The 22,584-nt window shown below is 41.8% G+C and carries 20 protein-coding genes and 1 rRNA gene; 6 read left to right on the forward strand and 15 right to left on the reverse strand.

All coding sequences use genetic code 11. The features are described 5' to 3' along the window. Positions 1–50: 50 nt before the first annotated feature. Positions 51–166: ribosomal RNA gene (gene rrf / locus Xedl_RS39545) — 5S ribosomal RNA — on the forward strand. Between the two features lie 328 nt (positions 167–494). Here the strand turns inward: rrf and pssA are convergent. From pssA to Xedl_RS39560, 3 genes are all read right to left on the reverse strand, one after another. Beyond that, positions 495–1,853: a CDP-diacylglycerol--serine O-phosphatidyltransferase gene (gene pssA, locus Xedl_RS39550; RefSeq protein WP_074022320.1), complete on the reverse strand. Its 1,359-nt coding sequence runs from the start codon at positions 1,851–1,853 to the stop codon at positions 495–497. Between the two features lie 204 nt (positions 1,854–2,057). After that, complete coding sequence (locus Xedl_RS39555; protein WP_074022321.1) at positions 2,058–4,700, reverse strand: bifunctional acetate--CoA ligase family protein/GNAT family N-acetyltransferase; 2,643 nt, start codon at positions 4,698–4,700, stop codon at positions 2,058–2,060. Between the two features lie 125 nt (positions 4,701–4,825). Then, positions 4,826–5,497, reverse strand: coding sequence for a tRNA-uridine aminocarboxypropyltransferase (locus tag Xedl_RS39560; protein WP_074022322.1), 672 nt, complete (start codon positions 5,495–5,497; stop codon positions 4,826–4,828). Between the two features lie 134 nt (positions 5,498–5,631). On the opposite strand from Xedl_RS39560, the gene Xedl_RS39565 reads away from it, so the two are divergent. Further along, positions 5,632–6,672 (forward strand): tRNA/rRNA methyltransferase, encoded by a 1,041-nt coding sequence (locus Xedl_RS39565; RefSeq protein WP_074022323.1) that lies wholly within the window; start codon positions 5,632–5,634, stop codon positions 6,670–6,672. Positions 6,673–6,762: 90 nt separating this feature from the next. On the opposite strand, the gene emrB is transcribed toward Xedl_RS39565, so the two are convergent. From emrB to proV, 8 genes are all read right to left on the reverse strand, one after another. Next, positions 6,763–8,304 carry a multidrug efflux MFS transporter permease subunit EmrB gene (gene emrB, locus Xedl_RS39570; protein WP_074022324.1) on the reverse strand — a complete coding sequence of 514 codons (1,542 nt, stop codon included), beginning with the start codon at positions 8,302–8,304 and terminating at the stop codon, positions 6,763–6,765. A 9-nt stretch (positions 8,305–8,313) separates the two neighbouring features. Further along, the gene (emrA, locus tag Xedl_RS39575) at positions 8,314–9,528 is read right to left on the reverse strand and encodes a multidrug efflux MFS transporter periplasmic adaptor subunit EmrA (protein WP_074022325.1); all 1,215 of its coding nucleotides are present in this window, start codon (positions 9,526–9,528) and stop codon (positions 8,314–8,316) included. A 241-nt stretch (positions 9,529–9,769) separates the two neighbouring features. After that, positions 9,770–10,285: a transcriptional repressor MprA gene (mprA, locus tag Xedl_RS39580; protein WP_074022326.1), complete on the reverse strand. Its 516-nt coding sequence runs from the start codon at positions 10,283–10,285 to the stop codon at positions 9,770–9,772. A gap of 129 nt (positions 10,286–10,414) precedes the next feature. Next, positions 10,415–10,750, reverse strand: a complete 336-nt coding sequence (gene ygaH, locus Xedl_RS39585) for an L-valine transporter subunit YgaH (protein ID WP_074022327.1) — start codon at positions 10,748–10,750, stop codon at positions 10,415–10,417. Between the two features lie 28 nt (positions 10,751–10,778). Further along, entirely contained in the window at positions 10,779–11,543 is a 765-nt protein-coding gene (locus Xedl_RS39590) for an AzlC family ABC transporter permease (RefSeq protein ID WP_083600252.1), read from the reverse strand. 200 nt (positions 11,544–11,743) lie between these two features. Further along, the gene (proX, locus tag Xedl_RS39595; RefSeq protein WP_074022578.1) at positions 11,744–12,754 is read right to left on the reverse strand and encodes a glycine betaine/L-proline ABC transporter substrate-binding protein ProX; all 1,011 of its coding nucleotides are present in this window, start codon (positions 12,752–12,754) and stop codon (positions 11,744–11,746) included. Then, the gene (gene proW / locus Xedl_RS39600) at positions 12,747–13,928 is read right to left on the reverse strand and encodes a glycine betaine/L-proline ABC transporter permease ProW (RefSeq protein WP_083600253.1); all 1,182 of its coding nucleotides are present in this window, start codon (positions 13,926–13,928) and stop codon (positions 12,747–12,749) included. Before proW ends, proX begins: the two co-directional genes overlap by 8 nt. Then, positions 13,918–15,120 (reverse strand): glycine betaine/L-proline ABC transporter ATP-binding protein ProV, encoded by a 1,203-nt coding sequence (gene proV, locus Xedl_RS39605; protein WP_074022328.1) that lies wholly within the window; start codon positions 15,118–15,120, stop codon positions 13,918–13,920. The genes proW and proV overlap by 11 nt, the downstream gene beginning before the upstream one ends. A gap of 1,266 nt (positions 15,121–16,386) precedes the next feature. Here proV and Xedl_RS39610 point away from each other — a divergent pair. Together Xedl_RS39610 and cspE are read left to right on the forward strand one after the other, a co-directional pair. Beyond that, positions 16,387–16,872, forward strand: coding sequence for a methylated-DNA--[protein]-cysteine S-methyltransferase (locus tag Xedl_RS39610; protein ID WP_074022329.1), 486 nt, complete (start codon positions 16,387–16,389; stop codon positions 16,870–16,872). 189 nt (positions 16,873–17,061) lie between these two features. Next, complete coding sequence (gene cspE, locus Xedl_RS39615; RefSeq protein ID WP_074022330.1) at positions 17,062–17,271, forward strand: transcription antiterminator/RNA stability regulator CspE; 210 nt, start codon at positions 17,062–17,064, stop codon at positions 17,269–17,271. A gap of 60 nt (positions 17,272–17,331) precedes the next feature. Here cspE and crcB read toward each other — a convergent pair whose 3' ends face one another. The 3 genes from crcB to lipB all read right to left on the reverse strand — a co-directional run bounded on the left by crcB (position 17,332) and on the right by lipB (position 19,465). Beyond that, positions 17,332–17,718: a fluoride efflux transporter CrcB gene (gene crcB, locus Xedl_RS39620; RefSeq protein ID WP_074022331.1), complete on the reverse strand. Its 387-nt coding sequence runs from the start codon at positions 17,716–17,718 to the stop codon at positions 17,332–17,334. A 15-nt stretch (positions 17,719–17,733) separates the two neighbouring features. Then, entirely contained in the window at positions 17,734–18,699 is a 966-nt protein-coding gene (gene lipA, locus Xedl_RS39625) for a lipoyl synthase (RefSeq protein WP_074022332.1), read from the reverse strand. A 118-nt stretch (positions 18,700–18,817) separates the two neighbouring features. Beyond that, the gene (gene lipB / locus Xedl_RS39630; RefSeq protein ID WP_208605020.1) at positions 18,818–19,465 is read right to left on the reverse strand and encodes a lipoyl(octanoyl) transferase LipB; all 648 of its coding nucleotides are present in this window, start codon (positions 19,463–19,465) and stop codon (positions 18,818–18,820) included. A gap of 170 nt (positions 19,466–19,635) precedes the next feature. Here lipB and Xedl_RS39635 point away from each other — a divergent pair, with 170 nt between their 5' ends. After that, on the forward strand, positions 19,636–21,096 hold the full coding sequence (locus Xedl_RS39635; protein WP_074022333.1) for a TrkH family potassium uptake protein: 1,461 nt from the start codon (positions 19,636–19,638) through the stop codon (positions 21,094–21,096). A gap of 190 nt (positions 21,097–21,286) precedes the next feature. Then, positions 21,287–22,210: a siderophore-interacting protein gene (locus tag Xedl_RS39640; RefSeq protein WP_074022334.1), complete on the forward strand. Its 924-nt coding sequence runs from the start codon at positions 21,287–21,289 to the stop codon at positions 22,208–22,210. 81 nt (positions 22,211–22,291) lie between these two features. Here the strand turns inward: Xedl_RS39640 and ybeD are convergent, their stop codons facing one another. Next, positions 22,292–22,555 (reverse strand): DUF493 family protein YbeD, encoded by a 264-nt coding sequence (gene ybeD, locus Xedl_RS39645; protein ID WP_074022335.1) that lies wholly within the window; start codon positions 22,553–22,555, stop codon positions 22,292–22,294. Between the last annotated feature and the right edge of the window lie 29 nt (positions 22,556–22,584).

Here is a 22,584-nt window from a genome sequence, read left to right on the forward strand (position 1 = left end):
AAAGTTTCAGAGAGAGAAAACAGCTTGTTCGGGATTGAAAACAGGATTTGTCTGGCGGCAAGAGCGCGGTGGTCCCACCTGACCCCATGCCGAACTCAGCAGTGAAACGCCGTAGCGCCGATGGTAGTGTGGGGTCTCCCCATGCGAGAGTAGGGAACTGCCAGACATTCAATCAGTCAGAGAAGCCATCCGTCACCGGATGGCTTTTTTGCGTTTGGGCTACCCGCGGCAGCTACAATTGCAGAAAATAAAAAATGTTGTATTTTATCTTTTCCTTTCCAGTTGTCATTTACCTGACGTATCTTGGAACAAGAAGTGTTCAATAGGATAGGAAAAATTATTAATATATTTCGTATCAGAGTGATGATGTTTTTTTCATCGTAATTCATGCCATGATTTATTTTTTAAATCATAGCCGTTTGATAAATAAGATAAAAAAACCCCTCAGGCAATAGCGAGAGGGGATTCAAAAAAACGATAATTATTTATCTATTCTACAGTATTCTACTGATTAATCGGTCCACTCGAATACGACGCAAGCGTCGTATCAGCTTGCGTACCTTAACAGGATAGAGCTGAATACTTTCTAATTCCTGATAACTGTGAATAACCTTTGTATGAGTGCGAATGCAATCCAATTCCATTGCACGTTGCTCATTCATCTCTTGGTGGGGATCGTGAATAAGAATGGCATTTTCCAGATCTAATCCCCATGCGCGAGGATTAAGGTTATTACCAGTAATTAATTGCCATTTATTATCAACCCAGATCCCTTTTAAGTGATAAGTATTATTTTGATCTTCCCATAACCGGATAGTCAATTGCTGGCTATCGATAAACTTTTGCAGCCGACTAGTAAATCTACGCAGGTTAATTTCGTACAGATAAGGCAATGCACCAATGATCTTAAATGGTTCCTCTGGTGGAATATAAAAATCATTGGCTGTTTTGTCTCCAATGATAATCTCAACTTGCTTGCCTTGGCGGAGCAGGCGAGATATTGCACGTACCAACACTGCGGGTAAATTGAAATAAGGTGTACAGATAACCAGCTTGTTTTCAGTGCAAGACATAAGATGACAAATTGTTTTGTTTAGCAGATTCTTTTTGCCTAATCCTACCAGGGGGGTTACTGCCAATTCTTCATTTGATGCCTGATTTTCAACGTGGTATTCGGCATTTCTTAATGAAGCACGAAATTGGCGGATCAAATTTTTAATTTCAAGGCTACGAGGGCGATTGTAGCAAGCGAGATCTTTTACGGCTTCTGCACTAATAATACTGTCATCGATAAATTGCTTCATGACCGAGGCAAGTTTTGCATTGTGCAGCAAATGATAACGATCGTAACGATATTTTTCATGGCGGTGCAGATAGACATCATTAATACTGGCTCCGCTGTAAATAACCGTATCATCGAAGATAAAGCCTTTCAGATGTAAAACCCCCAGTGCTTCACGTGTATTCACTGGAACACCCAGAATGGAAATATTGACATCAGGGTAGCTTTCAGCTATAGAACAGTACCAATCTGCATTTGTTGCCGCAGCTTCCGCACCAATACGGCCACGCTGGGCACGATGCCAATCGACTAGAATTTTTATATCCAGCGCAGGGCGTTTTTGTTTGGCTTCATATAATGCAGTCAGAATATCTCGCCCTGCATCATCGTTTTCTAAATATAATGCGGCGATATAAATATGCTTTTGGGCATTTTTTATATGTCCTAATAAGGTGCTGCGAAATACTTTAGATTCATAAAGTGTCTCAATGTCAGCAACTGATTGCGGTAGCTTAGGCAGTTGTGCAAGGTGTTGTTGGTGTTTTGCTTGTTTAAATTTGGACAACATCACAGTGCGTTTTTCTCTTAGTCTAGATGGAATTAATCCATCATAAGGTGTATGAATCAAAATGATCTGGCGATGATACCATTAGTTTGGTCTATTGTGAGTATGAATTAACTCTCTTGAGCTGATTGCTTTAAGACTGTGCGATCTATCACGGAGTGAGCATTTTTTATCACTCATCACGAGATGCATATTGAATTGATTTTTTTGCTAGAGTTTCAACATAAGATTAACAATACCGTCTTCTAACTGTAGATCAATGGTAAACCCAAGTTTTTTCGCAAGTTGGATCATATTACGATTTTCAGGCATAGTGATGGCTGTTAATGCCTGAATACCATGTTCTCTTGTATAGTTAATCAGTTTAGTCATAAGCTGATAACCTAACGTAACCCCCTTCATATCTGATCGAACTAATATCGCAAATTCAGCTTCGATATTATCGGGATCAGCCATAGCACGAGCGACACCAATAATTTCAGGTGTTGTTGTCGGGTGGCGGACTGCCACAAATGCCATTTCTCGGTCGTAGTCAATTTGGGTCATATTGGCGAGATCATCATGGGTAAACTCGTTAATTTCACTGAAATAGCGGTAATAAAGATCTTCCTTTGTTACCTGGTCGATAAATGCTTTCAGTAAAGGTTCATCTTCTGGCAAGATTGGTCGTAGCAAGCATTCAAAATCATCTTTGGTATAGATGGTTTCTTCCAGTTCATTAGGATAAGGTCGGATAGCCAATCGATTACGGGGATCACCTGTTACTGGCACTAACTCCATTGTTACATCCAACAGAGTAAACTCATCGCCTGATGCAAGCAGTGGATGGATATTCAGACGAATAATTTGAGGGCAATCGATCAGAAGATTAGAGACTCTGACCAATAACTGGCTGAGAGCAAGAATATCTAGCGGCAAAAGTGAACCACCCGATTTTATTTTGCCGCTCTTAATTGCCTGAATAACCAGATAACGGGCTAATGCCATATTAAGGGGAGGAAGAGCGACAGCCGCCTGAGTTTCATGTATCCAATCGATATCTCCCTCGCCTAGCATGATTAAAGGACCAAATATTTCGTCTTGTTCAATAGCAATTCTCAGCTCTTGTGTACCAGCCCGATTAGCCATACTTTGTACTAATAATCCATGGATCCTGGCTTGCGGAAAGTTTTGTTTAACACGTTCAATAATCGCTTGTGTGGCGGCCTTAACTTCATCAGCATTGCGCAAATAAAGCATCACGCCCTGAACTTCTGATTTATGTGGAATATCAGGGGAGCGGAGTTTTAATGCCACTGGATAGCCAATTTTTTCTGCAATATTGACCGCATCATCACTGGTATGGGCGATCCAAGTCGGTAAAGTATTTAAACCATAAGCATCGAGAATAGGTTGTACTTCATGGGTATCCAGTTGGATATTCCCGTTATTAAGCGCTTTCTGTATACATTCATGGGCTCTAGCCGTATTCGATGTGATGCCAATAGGTAAGGAGGGGGTTTCTTTTAATTGTTTTTGGTTTCGTTGGTATTCCACCATATGCATAAAGGCGGTAATGGCACCTTCTGGCGTCCGATAAGTCGGAATACCTGCCTCACTGAACAGGCGTCGTGCTGCCAACGAAGAATATTCTCCGCACCAATTAGTGAAAATAGTGAGCCATTTTCCACGGGGATGCTCTTTAATGGTTTGTATAACCCGTACCGCTGTAGTTTGGCTGTGGGATATGGCACTAGGAGAGTGGATTAACAATAAGGCATCATGATCATGATTATCCAAAAGTAACTTGAGCGTAGCAATATATCGTTCGGTGGAGGAGTCATCACCGATATCCAATGGATTACGTAAAAGCAGTGTGTCTGGAAGTATACCAGACAATCCATTGATCGTTTCCTTACCTAATATAGCGAGCTTGCCAGTTCTCCTGACTAGTTCATCCAACGCCATTGCTGCTGGTGCTGCACCATTACTGACGATTAATAAACGTTCTCCGCGCAATGGCCGCATAAAACTTAATGTTTCCACTGCGGAGAACATTTCATGTGTATCTTGTACACGCAGTAATCCGGCACGTTGAATGGCTGCATCATAAGCAGCATCGAAATTTTGTTGTTCTCCTAGTAATTTCTGAACTTGTCGGGTACGGCCACTTTTCACGATTAGAATAGGTTTATTGCGTGAAGCACTGCGGGAAGCAGAAAGAAAACGGCGTGCATCACTAATATGTTCGAGATGCAACAAAATGGCGCTGGTTTTACTGTCTCTGGCTAAAAAGTCGAGTAAGTCATCAATATCAATATCAACACTGTCACCTAAAGCAATAAAATACGAAAAACCAATACTACGGTGATTGGCCCAGTCCAAAATTGTGTTAGATATTGCTGCTGATTGTGAAATAAAAGCCAGTTTACCTTTAAGGATAGGGATTGGGGAAAAACTGGCATTTAGCCCGCTCCAGGGAGCTAAGATGCCAAGACTATTTGGTCCCAGAATTCGAAGATGATGTTTTTGGCTGCACTGTTTCAATTCAGTAAATTGTGATGGCGGGGAGGATAAAATGATGACGGTTTTGCATCCGTGTTGAGCCAGTTGCTCTAGTAAAGACAAATTGCGACTGTGATGAGTACAGATCACAGCCAAATCAGGAGAGAGTGGTAATTTATCGATAGAAGGGTAGGCTAACACACCCAGAACGGCGTTTTTGTTTGGTGTTACGGGGAGAATAGGCCCTGTAAATCCACCCATTAACAAATTTCGCATCAACACTGAACTGGCTTTTTCTGGCTTTTCAGAAGCACCAATAACGGCGATGGATTTAGGGCGTAACAATGCTTCAAGTCCGCGCTGGCTCATTTCTGGAGTTCCTTATCAGTTATCACATCAATAACAATCACTGTTGATTAAACAATTACTATGAATAACTTTAGCCACCATCAGTCACTTTAGCGCGGATTGTCAAGCATTACTGTGAATTATCCCTACAGATGGTTAGACTTTCCTGCCAGATATTGTTCACGAAAATGATTGAAATGGTTCAATAATGACTGTGACGCTTTAATATCTCCTGCCAATTCTAGTGCCGCAGCCGCGACTTCGGCAGTACAATGTTGTTCTGTTCTGGAGGGTATCCGAAGTAAATAGTCCATTTTGGCAATATTATTAATAGACAATAGGGGAATATCATCCAAATATGGGCTTTTGCGAAACATTTTTCTTGCTTCTGGCCACGTGCCATCCAATATAATGAACAGCGGTGGTTTTTGGTTAGCAGGGAGTTTCTGATATACCGTACGAGGAGGCATAGCATAACTGTCTGGGAAGATCAGATAGGGTTGTCGGGTTGGATCACGTAATACTTTAAGCAGTTGTTGATCAGGCTCTGTTCTAGACCAGAGAAAAGCCATCGTATCGGGCAGAATATCTGCAATCAACTTTCCCGTATTACTGGGTTTCATAGGTTCAGTATCGAACATGATGAGACAGAAGCGGCTTTCTGCATTTGCAGATGAAATCATTTCACACAGACATTTTTTTTGGGGTAATAAACAATGCAGGCAACGCTGCACTCGGCATCCCCTTGCCAGAAAAGGGCGAGTAGAGCGGGCAAGCCGACGTTGGCGAAGCTGATAAACGGCGTTGTTATTTCTCATTTAAGAACTCAAACATGTTCGTGGATAAAATCAGTAAAAAATTAGCGGATATTTTAATGGATTGTCGTTACCAGAGGTAGCTTCGGGCGCGTACATCGGGTAATCTTCGCGCCATAACGCAGTTGGAGAAATAAATGAACGATTCCTATAGTGGTAAGAACGGCAAAGTCAAAGTAATGTATGTCCGCAATAATGAGGACAGTAACGATAACCGTAAAGGCGGAGATCGCCGTAAAAACAGTGACAGTCGTAAGAGTGATAACCGTCCGTTTGGTAAAGGGCGTGATCAGGGTGACCGCCGTCGTGGCAGTGAACGCCCAGAGCGCTTAGGTGATCGTTCTCCGTGGAGAACGGTCTCCCGTCCAGAGAGTGAATTTCTTGAGCCAGAGCATCAAGGTATTAGCGGTAAAAGCAACATTGATCCTGAACAGCTTCGTCGTCAGCGTTTGGAAGAAACCCGCATCTATGGGGAAAATGCTTGTCAGGCAATGTTCCAGAACCGTCCCGATGCGATTGTTCGGGCCTGGTTTGTTCAATCGGTCACGCCGCGTTTTCGCAATGCATTGAAATGGATGGCGGCAAATCGCAAAGCTTATCATGTCGTTGACGACGAAGAACTTTCCAAAGCATCAGGTACAGAACACCACGGTGGCGTATGTTTTTTGATTAAGAAGCGTAATGGCTTGGATGCGGAAACCTATTTGCAGCAGGCACCAGCAAAAGATTGTGTGCTGGCATTGGAAAATGTAGGTAATCCACATAATCTTGGTGCAATTATGCGTAGTTGTGCGCATTTTGGCGTGCAAGGTATGATTTTACAGGATACAGCGATGCTGGAATCCGGTGCGGCTGTTCGTACAGCAGAAGGGGGCGCTGAACACATCAAAGGCATTGATGCGGATGGATTCACGGCTACGCTGAATAAATTTCGCAACCAAGGTTACACAATTGTGACCACATCAAGTCATAAAAGTAGTACAACACTGACACAAGCAACATTACCAGAAAAAATGGTTTTGGTATTGGGACAGGAAAGTGACGGATTAAGTGACAGCATTTGGGAAGATGGTGACATTCGTCTTTCTATTGGTGGAACGGGTCGAGTAGAAAGCCTGAATGTTTCTGTTGCAACAGGTATTATGCTGGCGGAATGGTGGCGTCAGAATAAGGTTTAATTTTTCATTGTTAATAAGGCTCTGACTAAATAGTCAGAGCCTTATTCCTTTATCTATTAAGTTAAGCTCACCAGGTTCAATGTAACAAGTTTAATGCGCTCCTCCGTGGTCTTTACCTCCGGCAGAAAAAGGCGGTTTTGCCAGCCAGATCAATAATGTCAAAACAAGGAATATACTTGCTGAAAGCCAAAAGATCTCATTGGCAGAGATAATTAATCCTTGATGAGTGATCTGTTTTGCCAGATAAGCGGAGATTTGTTCATCATTCATGCCTAATTGAGTTAATTGCTGATGTATTTGCTGATAATTAGGGTTATATGGGTTGATGTATTCCGTAAGGTTCGAGTGGTGCATCGACTCACGTTGTGTCCATATTGTGGTTGTGAGGGATGTCCCGATTGAACCAGACAATATACGGGTAAAATTTGACAAGCTGGAAGCTGAAGCCATTCGTTCTGGCGCTAGGCCTGATAATGTAATGGTTGTCAACGGCATAAAGAAACATGCCATGGCAAGCCCCTGAACAAACTGTGGCCATGCTGTAGCAGCAAAATCCATGTCCGGTTCAAAGGTATATGCCCGCCAATAGAAGCAAATAGCATAAGTGATGAAACTAAATGTCACGATATAGCGCATATCTATCTTATGACCAAACTTGCCAATAACGGGGGACAATAACAGTGGAAGCAATCCTATCGGTGCGGCCGCAAAGCCCGCCCAAGTTGCAGTATAGCCGTAAACTTCTTGCAATAGCTGTGGCAATAAAACAATTGAACCGAAATACATCATGAAGCCGAGACTAATACTCAGCGTACCAATAGAAAAGTTGCGTAGCTTGAACAGGGAGAGATCGATTATCGGATGATCATCAGTTAATTCCCATATGATCAAAAAAATAAGCGCGATAATAGCAGTAATAGTAAGAATAATAATCTCGGTGGAATTAAACCAATCAAGTTCCTTGCCCTGGTCAAGCATAATTTGCAAACTGCCTATACCAATCACCAACAAAAACAGCCCAATAATATCGATGGGGCGGATTTCTGTTTTTGTTTCTCGGTCACGCAATAGTTGCATGATGATAAAGATAATGGCAATGCCAAGGGGGATATTGATGTAAAAGATCCATCCCCAGTGGTAGTTATCACTGATATAGCCACCAAGAATAGGCCCACAAATGGGGGCAACAACAATCATTATCGACCATAGCGCCAATGCCATGTTTCGTTTCGCTGGTGGGTAGTTATTTAGCAACAAACTTTGACAAAGAGGAAGTACGGGACCCGCGGCCACTCCTTGCATAACACGGAAGAAAATTAACATGCCAAGGCTGTTGGAAAGACCACACAGCCAAGATGAAAGAGTAAAAATTGCGGTAGACCAGAGGAACAATTTGACTTCACCAAAGCGTTTCGCTAGCCAACCGGTAATTGGAATGGAAATTGCGTTTGCGACACCGAAGGAGGTAATCACCCATGTTCCCTGTGAGCTTGACGCACCCAGATTACCAGCAATCGTCGGTATGGCGACGTTGGCAATAGTAGAGTCGAGAACAAGCATGAACGTCGCCATTGAAAGAGTCATGGTCAAAAGGGCGAGTTTTGCACCTGTAAGCGGTTCTCTTGTCACCATGAACCCCCCTTAAATTTGATTGCCTGCATTACTATTAATAATGTCAGTAACTATTTTGTTTGCAGGAGCCATATCTATCGTCAAGGCATTGGTCTGATAGGCCGGAAGAGTACGTTCGGTGGTTGCCAGTACAGTTCCATCGGTGTTCGCTGTATCCACGGTAACTTTTGTTGATAACCCAATCCGCAAGGGATGTTGTTTTAATTGTTCAGGATCAAGTTCAATACGGACAGGCAAGCGTTGTACGACTTTAATCCAGTTTCCGCTGGCATTTTGCGCTGGTAATAGGGAAAAGGCGCTACCAGTTCCCATATCGATACCGGTAACCTTGCCGGTATAGACAATATCGTCACCATAGAAATCGCTGATGATTGTTGCTGGCTGACCAATCCGCATATTTGCCAGTTGGGTTTCTTTGAAATTGGCCTCAATCCACATATTGTTGGCAGGCACAATTGCCATCAAAGGTGTTCCTGAATTAATACGGGAACCGACCTGAACGCTACGACGAGCGACATAACCATCAACAGGGCTGACAATATTGGTTCTCTGTAAGGTGAGCCAGGCATCACGGACGCCAGAGGCTGCTTTTTCGATAGCTGGCTGTTTTTCCAGCGGAGTATCCAGAATAATGGCCTGATTACTTTTATATTGAGCGATTGCGACATCCAGATCAGCTTGGGCAGCAGAGACAGCTTCGCGCATATGTTGCAATTCTTCTTTGCCAATTAAATCCTGAGTTCCCAATATTTCTCGTCGCTTAAGATCATGTTGGGCTTTTCTAAGCGCAATTTTTTTCAGCTCAATGATGGCTTGATATCTTTTACTGTCGATCAGGTGTTGATGGGTGATTCGGACAGTATTGGCTAATTCATTTTTAGCTCTTTCTAAAGCTAATTCGGCATCACGGGGATCGAGCTGGATGAGAGGCTGACCACTTTGCACAAAATCAGTATTATCAAAATTGACCGTCACAACACTACCCGCAATTTGAGACATGATTTGTATCTGATTACCTGTAACATAGGCATTATCAGTTTCTTGGTGGTGACGTAAAGTGAGAAACCAGTAAACAGTATAGCCAGCCCCAAGCAGAAGGAAAAAAAACGTCAATAACGTAATGATACGGCGGCGTTTCTGTTTTTTAGCACTATTTTTTGTTTTCACCTTTTCAGGAGAGGGTTTTTCGGTAGAAGGAAGTGATGTTTTCTCACTAATACTCATGGAGAGTCCCCATATTTGTTTTTGACTTATTATTAATGTGTGGCCCCGACAGGACGAAACACGTTTCCAGTAGTGTGCGCTTACACTACTGGAAGAGACGAACGATATGGATTTAAGTATTATCTGAAGATAATAATTAGCCATACGAAGTATCTGATGATACAGGCTAGTAGAAAAGTTTTTTTAGATCATGTTGCTATAACATGTTTTCTTGGTTCAAAACCATCCAGAAGAAGGGCAATCACTGACTTAAACAATCTCCCACACTATCTAGTTGCCCCAAAATTTTTCTCATCAATTTTTCTAACTGCTTTTTCTCCTCTGAGTCCAGGATAGACCAAAGCTTAACCAGGCATTCATGCTGTGGTGGAAGTAAACTGTTCAAGAAAATCGAACCTTTTTCTGTGAGATGAAGATGGAGGCAACGACGATCATTATGGCTCTCCTTTCTCTCTATCCAGCCCTGCTTTTCTAATTCATCTGCAATTCGGGTTGCATTTGTACGGGAAGAACCCAATGCAGCACTAAGTTCTGATGGCTGAATGCTACGGCTTTCTTTGGTATCCAGAATCATCAGAGCCATAAACAAGGTTTCATTGATTCCTTGTGCTTTCAGCATGTTGTTGCGATTTTCCAGAAGTCTACTTTGGACATGCATGGATAAGCGAGTTAGTAATATCTCTTGATAGGGTAAACTTTTTTGCTGTGCTACACGGCAATTAAGTAACTCTTCTGTGGGAGTGAATGAACTTTCCATTGTTTAGATACCTTATTAGTTTCAACCGGTAAAGTAACTTTTGTTAAAAACCATACAAATACTATATTAAAAGTTAAATTTAGCAATTATAGTTATTTATTATCATCATATTTCTTTTAATATTGATACCTAATTCATAAATACTTTGAATATTATTCCAAAAACTACGGCACCAGACAGTGTTGAAATAATGATGCTTCGAGTTTTATAGAAAAACAGACAAATAGTTAGGTAGCCAATTAAAGTCGGAAAAAATTTGCTGTGTTCCTTCATGACGTCAGGAATACTTGAGACGATAAGGAGTGAGCAAATTGATGCAATACCAATGCTGTCGAGTATGACGCCCATTTTTCCTTTTTTTTCTGTCGGTGAGCGATTGACACCCAGCCGCAGAGGAAGATAGCGGAATAAAAAGTTGGCAGCGCCTACAATGAATCCGATAAGAAGTATTTTATTATCAATCATATAATGAGTTAATTATGTAAGGTTCTAATCATGCATTTTTAGTTTGCAGAAGTGCGGCTAAACATCCACTCACGATCCCCGCAAGAATGGCGATAGGAATTGAAAAAAATGTGATTCCCATTAATGCACCTAATAAAGCAGCGATAACACAGTAGGTATTTTGTTTTTTGAAAGATGCTAACAAAAAACTTAAGAATAGCGCCGGCAGCATAAATATCATGGCAGCTTCAATAGCTGGATAAGAACTTAAATAACCATTACCCAATATGGCCCCAGCTACAGTACCCAGCACCCAAGAGAGCCAGGAACATATTGCAATGGCAACCATCCAGTTTTCACTCCAACTCCGTTGGTCTTTAATTAATTTGGTTGTTGCTGCGGCAAAAACTTCATCAGTCAGGCCAAATGCCCAAATCACAGTTTTCTTTTCCGATAATTTTTGTTTGATGCGATAACGTAAGGCAGGGCCATACAAAATATGGCGGATATCCATTGCCATGACAGTTAGCGCAGAAAACCACAATGACATTCCTGCACTGAGCAAAGCCGTGATGACAAACTGGCTGGCGCCCGCATAAATGACACAGGAAAAAAATATGGCTTCTACGGGGGTAAACCCTAGTTTAGTCGCGCTTAAGCCAAATGCAAAAGAGACGGGAATATAGCCAATGGCGATTGGGAGACTATCCCAAATACCGTCTTTAAATGAAGAAGCCTTGCTTGGCAGAGGATTCTCAGATTCTGATGTATCAGATATTGGTATATCAGGTACAGACTTATCAGACATTGACATGGAGTATTTTATTTTTTTGTTAACAGATAAAACAACATTAACAAAATATGATGAAAGTGAAAATATAAAATATATAAATTATTTAAATAATATCATTGGGAATAAAGGAGTTGATAATGATAGAAGAGTGTGTGCTGGATAGTCGTGAGTTTTATTAATGTCTTCACGGCTATCCAGGTGCAGAATGAAGGAAGGTTAATTTATGCTTTGTGAGCGGCTTTTCTGGCTGCTTTTAGCCAACCATCTACCGTTTTCCGATGTGTTTTGATCCACTCTTCAGCCTGACGTTCAATATCAGCCTCGGAAATTTTAGTGTTATGCATGAGCTGATTTTGAGCACTGATGTCAGCAATAGGTAAGGTCATAACAGCAAAAAGTTTCGCCGCCGCAGGGTTCTTTTCTGCCCACGCTTTGTTTGCCACGATATGCATGGTACTGGGTGGGAAGCCATAGTTACGGCCATTAGGCAACTGGGTATTGAGGGTTTCTCCCTCACCGATAGCAGAGAAGGGGACTTGAAGCCAGATGACATCTTTTCCGGGTTTCAGTACATCACTCACCCAGTAAGGTGTCCAGGTATAATAGAGGATAGGTTTACCTGCCCGATAACGGGCAATAGTGTCAGCCATCATAGCCGCATAATTGCCTTGGTTTTGCTCCACGGTATTTTTCAATCCATAAGCAGTTATGTGGTGATTGATCGCTCTTTCACACCCCCATCCAGGGTTACAGCCTGTCAAATCTGCTTTTCCATTTCCATTACTATCAAACAGTTTGGCAAGTTGAGAATCTTCTAATTGAGCGATATTGGTGATGTGATATTTTTCTGCGGTTTTTTTATCAATAAGATACCCTTGAGCCGCATTGACAACATAACTTCCCTTGCGATAGAAGATGTTATCTCCTCCGGCAGCTTTGTATGGGGCATCATGGAGCGGTACCCAATTGACGGCCATAAATGTGGCATCACCAGAAGCAATCGAAGTGTAAGCGACGTTATAATCCACTTCTTTGATCGGTTTGACGTCATAGCCAAGTTTTTCCAAGGCCTTGCAGACAATCAAAGTCTGAAATGTTTCTTCACTGATTGTACTTTGTAGCGGTTGTACACTGATACCTTTGCCGGGAAGGTCAGTGGCAGATGCTATTGAGGATAATAAAAGACTCATAAATATCATGAGAAGTGCTGCGAAAATTATCCTCTTATTCATGATCTCTTTGCATACGGTGATTATGCGCATGGCTGTTTCCTCCTTTTGTTGCCAGGTCGGATATTGTTTTGGCTGTATTATTTTGACCGGCATGATTTTGATGAGCGGTTTTTTTCTTAATTGAGCGAATTGAGAGAAAAAGCAGGCGCAGTAATCCTATTGGCCCAGAGTGATACCAGTGCCCCCCTCTGGTTCGATGATTTTTGCCCAAGGATTGAGTCAGGCGATCAAGGATAATGGCAAGAATGACAATTCCTGTCCCGCCAATGGCTGCTAATCCTATATCAAGACGGCCAATACCGCGCAATACCATCAGCCCCAAGCCGCCAACCGCAATCATGGAAGCGATAACGACCATAGAAAGTGCTAACATCAATGTTTGATTTACCCCCGCCATGATTGTAGGCATCGCCAACGGCAGTTGGACTTTGAACAGCATCTGCCGTGGGCTCGCCCCAAATGATCTGGCGGCCTCAATTAAATCTGATGGCACTTGTTTTATTCCCAAAATGGTCAGGCGGATAATGGGAGGTAACGCAAAAATGATGGTGACGATGACGCCGGGTACATTACCTATGCCAAACAGCATTACGATGGGAACGAGATAAACGAAAGCTGGGGTGGTTTGCATGGCATCCAGTAAGGGGCGAACAATTTTGGCTAACCGTTCATTGCGAGCCAATCCGATCCCAAGAGGAAGCCCAATGATAAGGCAGAACAGGAGGGCAGTTAGCACCAGAGCCAAGGTTATCATAGCTTCTGACCATACCCCAATTGCACCGATCATGATCAGCGAAATTAAAGAAATCACGCCTATTCCTGCCCCCGCAACTTGCCAGGCCACTAATGCAAAAAACAAAATGGTGATAGGAGGGGGCAATGTCATCAGAAACTGTTCAAAACCACTAAGGACAAAATCGATTGGAACGCGGATGACTTGAAAAACAGGCCGGAAGTGAACGACAACCCAATCAATAATATTGGTCACCCATGAGTCAAACGGAATGAGCTTATGCTGAAAAGGTGACATGAAATTAAAGTGCTCTGGAGGAATATTGGTTGCAGAAGTATTCAGCCAATCGTGGTTTGATGAAGGAACAGCGGTGCCACTGTCCATCCAGGGATCACTGCTGTTGCTGGGATCCGTGACTATCTGTGGAGAGTTATTGTCCATTGGGCGCCTCCTTATCTAAGGCCTGTAGCAATATTCCTTTGGAAATGACACCTAAATAACGACTATTGTCATCTGTGACAGGAACAGCGCAGGGAGATTGCGCGACAGTGGATATCAATTCGTTCAGCGGAATATCTGCTGAAACGGCGGTTGGTTTTTCCAATATGGCATGTTCAATGGGTTTTTTTTCTGCCAATGCCCGTTGCAGGGAATTAACAGATACCACGCCAATAAACTTTTGGCCTTTTTCGATTAAATAGCCATAGTTTCTGTCTTCATTATCCAGCACTTTCAATGCAGAGCGGGGACCAAAACCTGCCGCGGTATGCAGCAATGTTTCTGGCCGACGGCGGGCAATGTCTTTGGCTGAGAAGACATGTCCAACATCCACGCCACGAAAGAATGTTTTGACATAATCATTAGCAGGGCTATTCATAATCTCATCAGGCGTGCCGACCTGAACAACAATACCGTCCTGCATGATGGCAATGCGATCACCGACACGCATGGCTTCATCTAAATCGTGGGAAATAAAAACAACAGTACGTTGATGCTCCCCTTGTAAGCGCAGTAATTCATCTTGCATTTCGGCACGGATCAAAGGATCGAGGGCTGAGAAGGCTTCATCCATTAACAGAATATCGGGATTGTTGGCTAAAGCCCTGGCTAACCCAATACGTTGCTGCATACCGCCGGAAAGTTCATCGGGATAGGATAGAGCATAGCTTTCGAGATTGACTTGTTGTAGCGTTTCAAGCGCTTTTTGATGACGCTCTTCTTTGGGGACGCCAGCAAGCTCCATACCAAACGCCGTATTCTCCAAAATGTTCAAATGTGGCATGAGTGCAAATGACTGGAAGACCATGCTGATCTTGCTGCGGCGAACATTCCGTAGCTGAGTTTCTGTGATGATGGAAATATCTTTGCCGTCAATAAGTACATGGCCTTTGGTAGGCTCTATCAGACGATTGAGAAGACGTACTAGTGTGGATTTACCTGAACCAGATAATCCCATAATCACAAATATTTCGCCTTCTTCAATGGCCAGATTGACATCTTGAACACCGACGGTGAGACCTGTTTTTTCAAGTATTTGTTCTTTGCTGAGACCAGACGCTAATAACTTAAATGCCAGCTCAGGATTATTGCCAAATATTTTATAGAGATTCTTAACTTCAAGTTTAACAGTCATGGAATAATATTTTCCTGTTGTTGATGATATATTGCGTTTAATTACTCCGCTGATATTTTTACCAACATATACCCTAACATATTAAAATGTACTGACAACCCTTTATTTAACATCATTAATAAAAGGTTATGTTTTACCATGACATAATATTGGGGTGGTAAAGTAAATTTCTGAGCATTAATTTAATGAAATTCAACTGGGTAAATGATTTTTTCAGAAAACAAAAAAGTCATCATCATGGGGGGATTTAATTTTTTTCTGGTTTTTTATTGATTTTTATAACTTTTTTGGTTTTTTATGCTTGTTTTTGAAGTGCCTGATGACGCATATTCTAATCATGGAAAAGCTCATGAAAAATTGATGGGTTTAAATTGCCATCACAATATATTTTTTTGATTAGTAAATATAAGCCTATTTTGCAGGTTTGAAATCGAGTTTTGCGATGTATAAATATTGCTATAACAATAGCATGTTTCATGTATATTTATTGTTTTTTATCATTGATTAACCGCATGGTGTGGAATTGAAATTCAGTATGCGATATTTATTTTATATATTTTCTATGCTTTGAATATGTGCAGATTATTTGTTAATGAGTTTTTATATTAAACAGCATGCTAATAGATATGGAATTTAAATCCATTGTGCCTGATTCATTATTTCACCCCTCCGGGGATAGGAAATAGTCATTCATTGCAAAAAAGAACCAGAGGGTTGGGTGACTCGAAGATGATCTTCACACCGTTTGTGAGTGAACGCGGTTAATACTTGGGTATAACTGGCTTTTTCTCACCATTGAGTTGATTGGCAACAGTGTAGTGTATCTCTTTTAGGTGAATTGGCTTTTAGGTGAACTCGTTCTCGATTGCCGTTTTCTAACTTGGAATCGGTCAATGACATGTCACTGTGTTTGCCATAAATGGTAATACTTCTAGTAAAATTTCTGGATGCTATATTATTTAATAATAATAAAAAATAATATATCTGTATTATATTGAGATAATTTAATTATGAAAGTTATACTATATGTAGAGTTTAATTTAATTGTTTTATCTATATGTGGTATTTTGTTCTTTTTTAAATCGGTGGCATTAAAAATAAAATGTCATAACTTATTGGCAGAGCCATAATTTTAATTGTCAGAGGGCGCGATGATTTCTTTATCAAATTGTCAGATGTGTAACCGAATTCATCATTGCAAATTGATGAATGAGAGATTTAGGCTAGTACTGAAATTTTTAATAATAAATTAAATGGAGGTAGTTTATGTATCATCATTACCTGAATACTCCAGAAGGATTTCCCAAGCCTTATGTGTATATCACTGCGGACGATGAAGGAGTAACCAGTATCTATTTCGTCAATGAAAAGAAAGCATTAGAATCGAAGAGTGTGATAACCAAGCAGTGCGCGAAAGAGTTGCAGGAATATTTTAAAGGGAAACGACTAACGTTTACCGTTCCTTTAAGTATGCAGGGAACTGAATTCCAACAGCGTGTTTGGCAGCAACTTTGTAAAATTCCTTATGGCGAAATGTGGAGTTATAAACAATTGGCACTAACATTGGGATCGGTAAATTATTGTCGTGCAGTCGGTATGGCGAATTCACGCAACCCTCTGTCATTAATTGTGCCTTGCCATCGGGTGATTGGGCATGATGGTAAATTGGTGGGCTATACCGGTGGGCTGGATATCAAAAAGTGGCTACTTGATCATGAAAAGAATAGAAAGGTGAAAAGTAAACAGAATTAAAATAAAACGCTAATTTATTTGTGAAATCACCATTGGCGTATAAAATCAATCAATGTAATTAAGCAAAAAGTGTGTTTTTTTGCATTCGGTTATATGTTTCGTGATCTATGTTGCAGACAGTGGACTATATTATTTGTTGTACTGTACGTGACACAGAGTCCGTGTCTTTTTTATTAAAGGTAAGTTTTAATGTCAAAAATTAAAGGTAACGTTAAGTGGTTTAATGAATCCAAAGGATTTGGTTTTATCACTCCAGAAGATGGTAGTAAAGATGTTTTTGTACACTTTTCCGCCATTCAGTCTGGCGGATTCAAAACTCTGGCTGAAGGCCAAAAAGTAGAGTTTGAAATTACTGAGGGTGCGAAAGGTCCATCTGCTGCAAACGTTGTCGCAATCTAATTTCGAATCCCGTATTCTGAAAACCCGTTTTGATAACGGGTTTTTTTATCTTATTAGCTTTTAGATAGTTATAAGATTTTTGTTTATTACCGCAAAAGCAAATGCTGTCATCAACAATGAAGCGATCACATTCGCCAAAATGCTGAACAGTGCCCAACTTATTTTTCCTGCTTGCAATAAATAAACCACTTCAGCAGAAAAGGTAGAAAAGGTCGTTAGCCCACCGCAAAACCCCGTCGTTAGCATTAGCTTCCAAACCGGATCGAGATGTGTGGCTTTGTTAAAATAGGCCAAACCCACTCCAATGATAAATGCACCAACACAATTAGCCGTCAGCGTACCAACGGCAATCGGGGAAGAAGGCGTGTTCAAGCGGAGGCTGATGACCCAGCGTAATACGCTACCCAGGCCACCACCAATAAATACAGCAAATATGATATTCATCATGATGGTGGCGACAGATTATTTGATTTCTATGCCTTTGGCCTGCAAGTCAGCATGGTACGAAGAGCGAACAAACGGGCCACAGGCAGCATGGGTAAAGCCCATTTCTAACGCGGCTTCTTTCATTTCATCGAATTCAGCGGGGCTGACATAACGCTGCACTGGCAGGTGATGGCGGCTCGGTTGTAAATATTGCCCTAATGTCAGCATGGTGACACCGTGGCTACGCAAATCACGCATGACTTCTAAAATTTCTTCGTTGGTTTCACCTAATCCCACCATTAAGCCTGATTTAGTCGGGATATCTGGATGTGCTTCTTTGAATTTTTCCAGCAATTTCAATGACCAGTCATAGTTGGCACCGGGACGAACCTGACGATAAACCCGTGGCACGTTTTCCAAATTGTGATTGAACACATCAGGAGGAGTTGCCGTCAGAATTTCCAGCGCACGATCCATACGACCGCGGAAATCTGGTACTAAAGTTTCAATCCTAATTGATGGACTTTTTTCACGAATAGCCGTGATACAGTCAGCAAAATGTTGTGCACCACCATCACGCAAATCGTCACGGTCAACAGATGTAATAACGACATAGCGCAGCCCCATATCCTGGATAGTCTGTGCGAGCTTGATAGGTTCATTGGCATCAGGTGCATTTGGGCGACCATGGGCTACGTCACAGAATGGACAGCGACGAGTACAGATGGCGCCAAGGATCATAAAAGTGGCGGTTCCGTGGTTAAAACACTCAGCGAGGTTAGGGCAGGAAGCTTCTTCACAGACAGAATGCAACCCATTTTTGCGCATTGCCGCTTTGATACCCTGAATGCGGCTGGAATCCGCAGGAAGTTTGATTTTCATCCACTCAGGTTTACGCAAGAGTACTTCACGTTCTGTGGCGATTGTCTTCACAGGGATCAAAGCCATCTTGTCTGCGTCGCGGTATTTAACACCACGTTCCATCTGAATTGGTTTACTCATAATCGTGCTGGTTCCAGTTATATTCTTCAGATTTTGATTTACTGCCTGATGGTGATGAGAAAAATATCGAGGCAAATAAATCCATTCAAATTTTTTTGAAAAATGTTAAAAAATTATATCATCTTTCATCGATGAGTTGGAATCCCAAGATCTGACAGAATTTCTCCACCAGAACGGGTTGTACATCTTCAACGGTCACTCCGGTGACGAAATCACTGAGTTGTATCATTTGCATTCCTGCGTAACCACAAGGATTTATGCGTAAAAATGGTTGCAAGTCCATTGCAATATTCAGTGCCAGACCATGGAAAGAGCAACCTTTTCGGATACGCAATCCAAGGGAACATATTTTGTTACCTGCGACATAAACTCCAGGGGCATCTGGGCGGGCAGAGGATTCCACGCCAAAATGAGCTAACGTTTCGATTACGGTATTTTCGATTGCAGTGACCAATTGACGCACCCCAATTTTTGACCGTTTCAAATCAATCAAAACATACATGACCTGCTGTCCGGGGCCATGATAAGTGATCTGTCCCCCCCTATCTGACTGGACGACAGGGATATCACCCGGTGCAAGTATATGCTCAGCTTTGCCAGCCTGACCTTGCGTAAATACTTTTTCGTGTTGGACAAGCCAGATTTCATCAGGTGTTTCCGCTGTACGTTGTTCGGTGAACTGGTGCATGGCATCAGAAACCGGCTCGTAGGGCTGAATGCCTAGCTGGCGTAAAATAACGGTGTTATGTTGCAATGGAAATTTCATCATTCATTAACAAAAAGTGCCCGCCAGTATAACGCTGTAAGATGATTCCCACCAGTTTGAGAATGCCGTAATACAATAATATTGTTAATTAGACGAATATATTTTTATTTTATATTATCATAGTTATATGTTTTGATGATTTCCCTTTTAATCCCCTTTTGAGCTAACAAATGGTCAAAAAAAACCAATTTCTGATTGTTGGGCATCTTTGTAGTTTTCTGGTGCTCCTTTATAGCCTCTCAATGCTGATACCGACTTTTGTGGCTCTGTTTTATAAAGAGAAAAGTGCTTTTGCTTTTTTTGAGACATTTGTCATTGGCTTGGTTACAGGTGGAATAGGCTGGTACTTTACCCGTAAAATCAAGGCGCAGCCGAGTACGCAAGATGGATTTCTTATCATCGTACTTTTCTGGTTGTTATTCTCATTGCTCAGTGCGTTGCCTTTTGTACTCGATAAAAGTTTAAACATTAATCTGGTAGATGCAATGTTTGAAGGGATATCTGGCATTACAACCACCGGAGCTACGGTATTGAATGATGTCTCAGCCCTGCCTAAGTCCGTACTTTATTATCGCGCTCAGCTCAATTTTATTGGTGGCTTGGGTGTCATTGTCCTTGCTGTTGCCATCTTGCCTTTATTGGGTATTGGTGGTGCCAAATTGTATCAATCAGAAATGCCGGGCCCTTTCAAAGAAGAGCGGTTGACTCCACGGCTTGCGGACAGTGCCAAGAGTTTGTGGGTAGTTTATTTGTTGCTGGGTGGGCTTTGTTCGGCCAGTTTCTGGGGCGCGGGAATGTCATGGTTTGATGCTATCTGTCATGGTATCTCAACGGTTTCTTTGGGGGGATTTTCCACCCGCAATGAGAGTCTTGGCTATTATGACAGTGCAGCCATTGAAATGGTAGGAGGCATTTTTTCAGTTCTGTCAGCAGTCAACTTTACACTCTATTTTGTTGCCCTGACGCGCAGAAGCTTAAAACCGTTGCTAAAAAATACCGAACTGCAATTTTTCTTGCTGGTACTGGCGGCGATAGTGATCATTATCTGGTTAGAATTATACCGTTCAGGCATGTATGGCGTGACAGAAGCCTTTGTTCACGGTTTTTTCATGACCAGCTCCATGATGACGGATAATGGTTTGGCGACTTCTGATTACGCTCAATGGCCTCCCCATACGATATTGCTGTTGCTGGCAGTGAGTTTTTTTGGTGGCTGTGTGGGTTCAACGTGTGGAGGCATTAAAGCCCTCCGTTTTATGATCCTGGCAAAACAGAGTGTGAGTGAGGTTAACCAGCTCATTCATCCAAATGCCATTTCGACGATTAAAATTGGCAAATCTGTGGTTCAGGAAAGAGTTCTGCGCTCTGTTTGGGGGTTCTTCTTTCTCTATGTCTTTTTTAGTTGTTTCTTTATCTGGGCATTGAACTTACTTGGCTATGATTTGATGACTTCATTTGCCACTGCGGCTGCTTGTATTAATAACATGGGGATAGGATATGGTGCGACGGCGCAAGGTTTTGGTGATCTTGATCCTATAGCGAAATGGATGATGTGTGCAGCTATGTTGTTGGGAAGATTGGAAATTTACCCAATACTGATTTTATGTTCAAAAGCATTTTGGCGTTTTTGAGTGGCAATTTCTCCCATTATCATTTTTGGGGTTTCTGATTTGAAAATATTGACAGTCGTTTTGGAACATTCCGTATGGTCTTTATGAAAATAATTATCATTATTATATTGATTTGAATTACTGCCTGATCTAAGTTGTATAATATTTTATCAATCAAGGGAATAACAAACCTGTTTGTTAATATAATATTATGTCTTCAACTTATTCTATTTTTAACTTATTCTTGAAAGAACGTATCACGGTATCACCCTCTATTTTGCGTTGTATTTTCGCAGGTTCTGAAGTGCATAAAATGCGGCAGCATGCCCCCGATCAACGTATTAAGCTATTATTTCCCCAGGCAAGCAATCCTTCACTACAGATAAAAGAGGGGAAAGATTGGTACAATAACTACCTGTCTATCCCTAAAGAAGAACGTCCTGTAATGAGAACATACACATTAAGGGCGCTACGCATCGAAGATAATGAGATGGATGTAGAGTTTGTTTTACATGGTAAAAATACGCCGGTATCCAATTGGTTGAAGCAGGCTAATCCAGGCGCTCCTTTACAGATTGTCGCCCCGAAAGTGGATTCCAATGCCGGCTCAATAAATGGGGCTGATGGTTGCGAGTGGAAGCCACCAGCACAGATCCGTCAGGTGTTGCTGATTGCTGATGAGACGGCTTTACCCGCGGCATTGGGTATCCTTGAGGAATTATCACTAAATGAGAATCCCCCTGATGTACAGGCATTTTTTGAAGTTCCCAAGCCAGGGGACTGCATTAATATAGCGCAATTTAAATTCGCCAATGTATTTTGGTTGCCTCGTGAAGCTAAAGAAAGATATAGATATGGTGAACGTCTGCTTGAGGCAGTACGTGAACATATCACTTTGCCGACGTCTGCGTTGATTGAAAAACAGCCCCTGACTGAAACAGTTTCACCAGATGGCACAATATGGGAAAAGGCTGAAAGCGGAGATGAGGCCAACCATTTTTATGGTTGGGTTGCAGCGGAATCCACTGTTGTAAAAAATCTACGCCGTTATTTGCTGCAAGAACGTCATTTGGATCGGACATTAATTAATTTTATGGCGTATTGGGCTAAGTCTCCAAGAGATAATCATTCCTGAATCTGACTAACTGTTTTTTTATTAACAATGCGCTGATTTCTGTGTCAGCGCATTGTTTTTCAGTAAATGGTGATTACACCATTACAGCACAACGCGAACCAACTCCAGCTTACCTAATTCTTCATACAGCGTTTCCACTTGCTCAATATGTGTCGCATTGATAGTAATGGAGACGGAATGGTAGTTGCCTTTGCTGCTAGGTTTCACGACTGGAGAATAATCACCTGGGGCATGGCATTGAACCACTTCAATCACTTGATCCACCAGCTCTGGTTGAGCCAAACCCATCACTTTGTAAGTGAATGAGCAGGGGAACTCAAGCAGTTCATTTAAATTCGTTTTCATGGGTGCTCCTAAAATATATTTGCCACGGC

The organism is Xenorhabdus eapokensis (assembly GCF_001908105.1).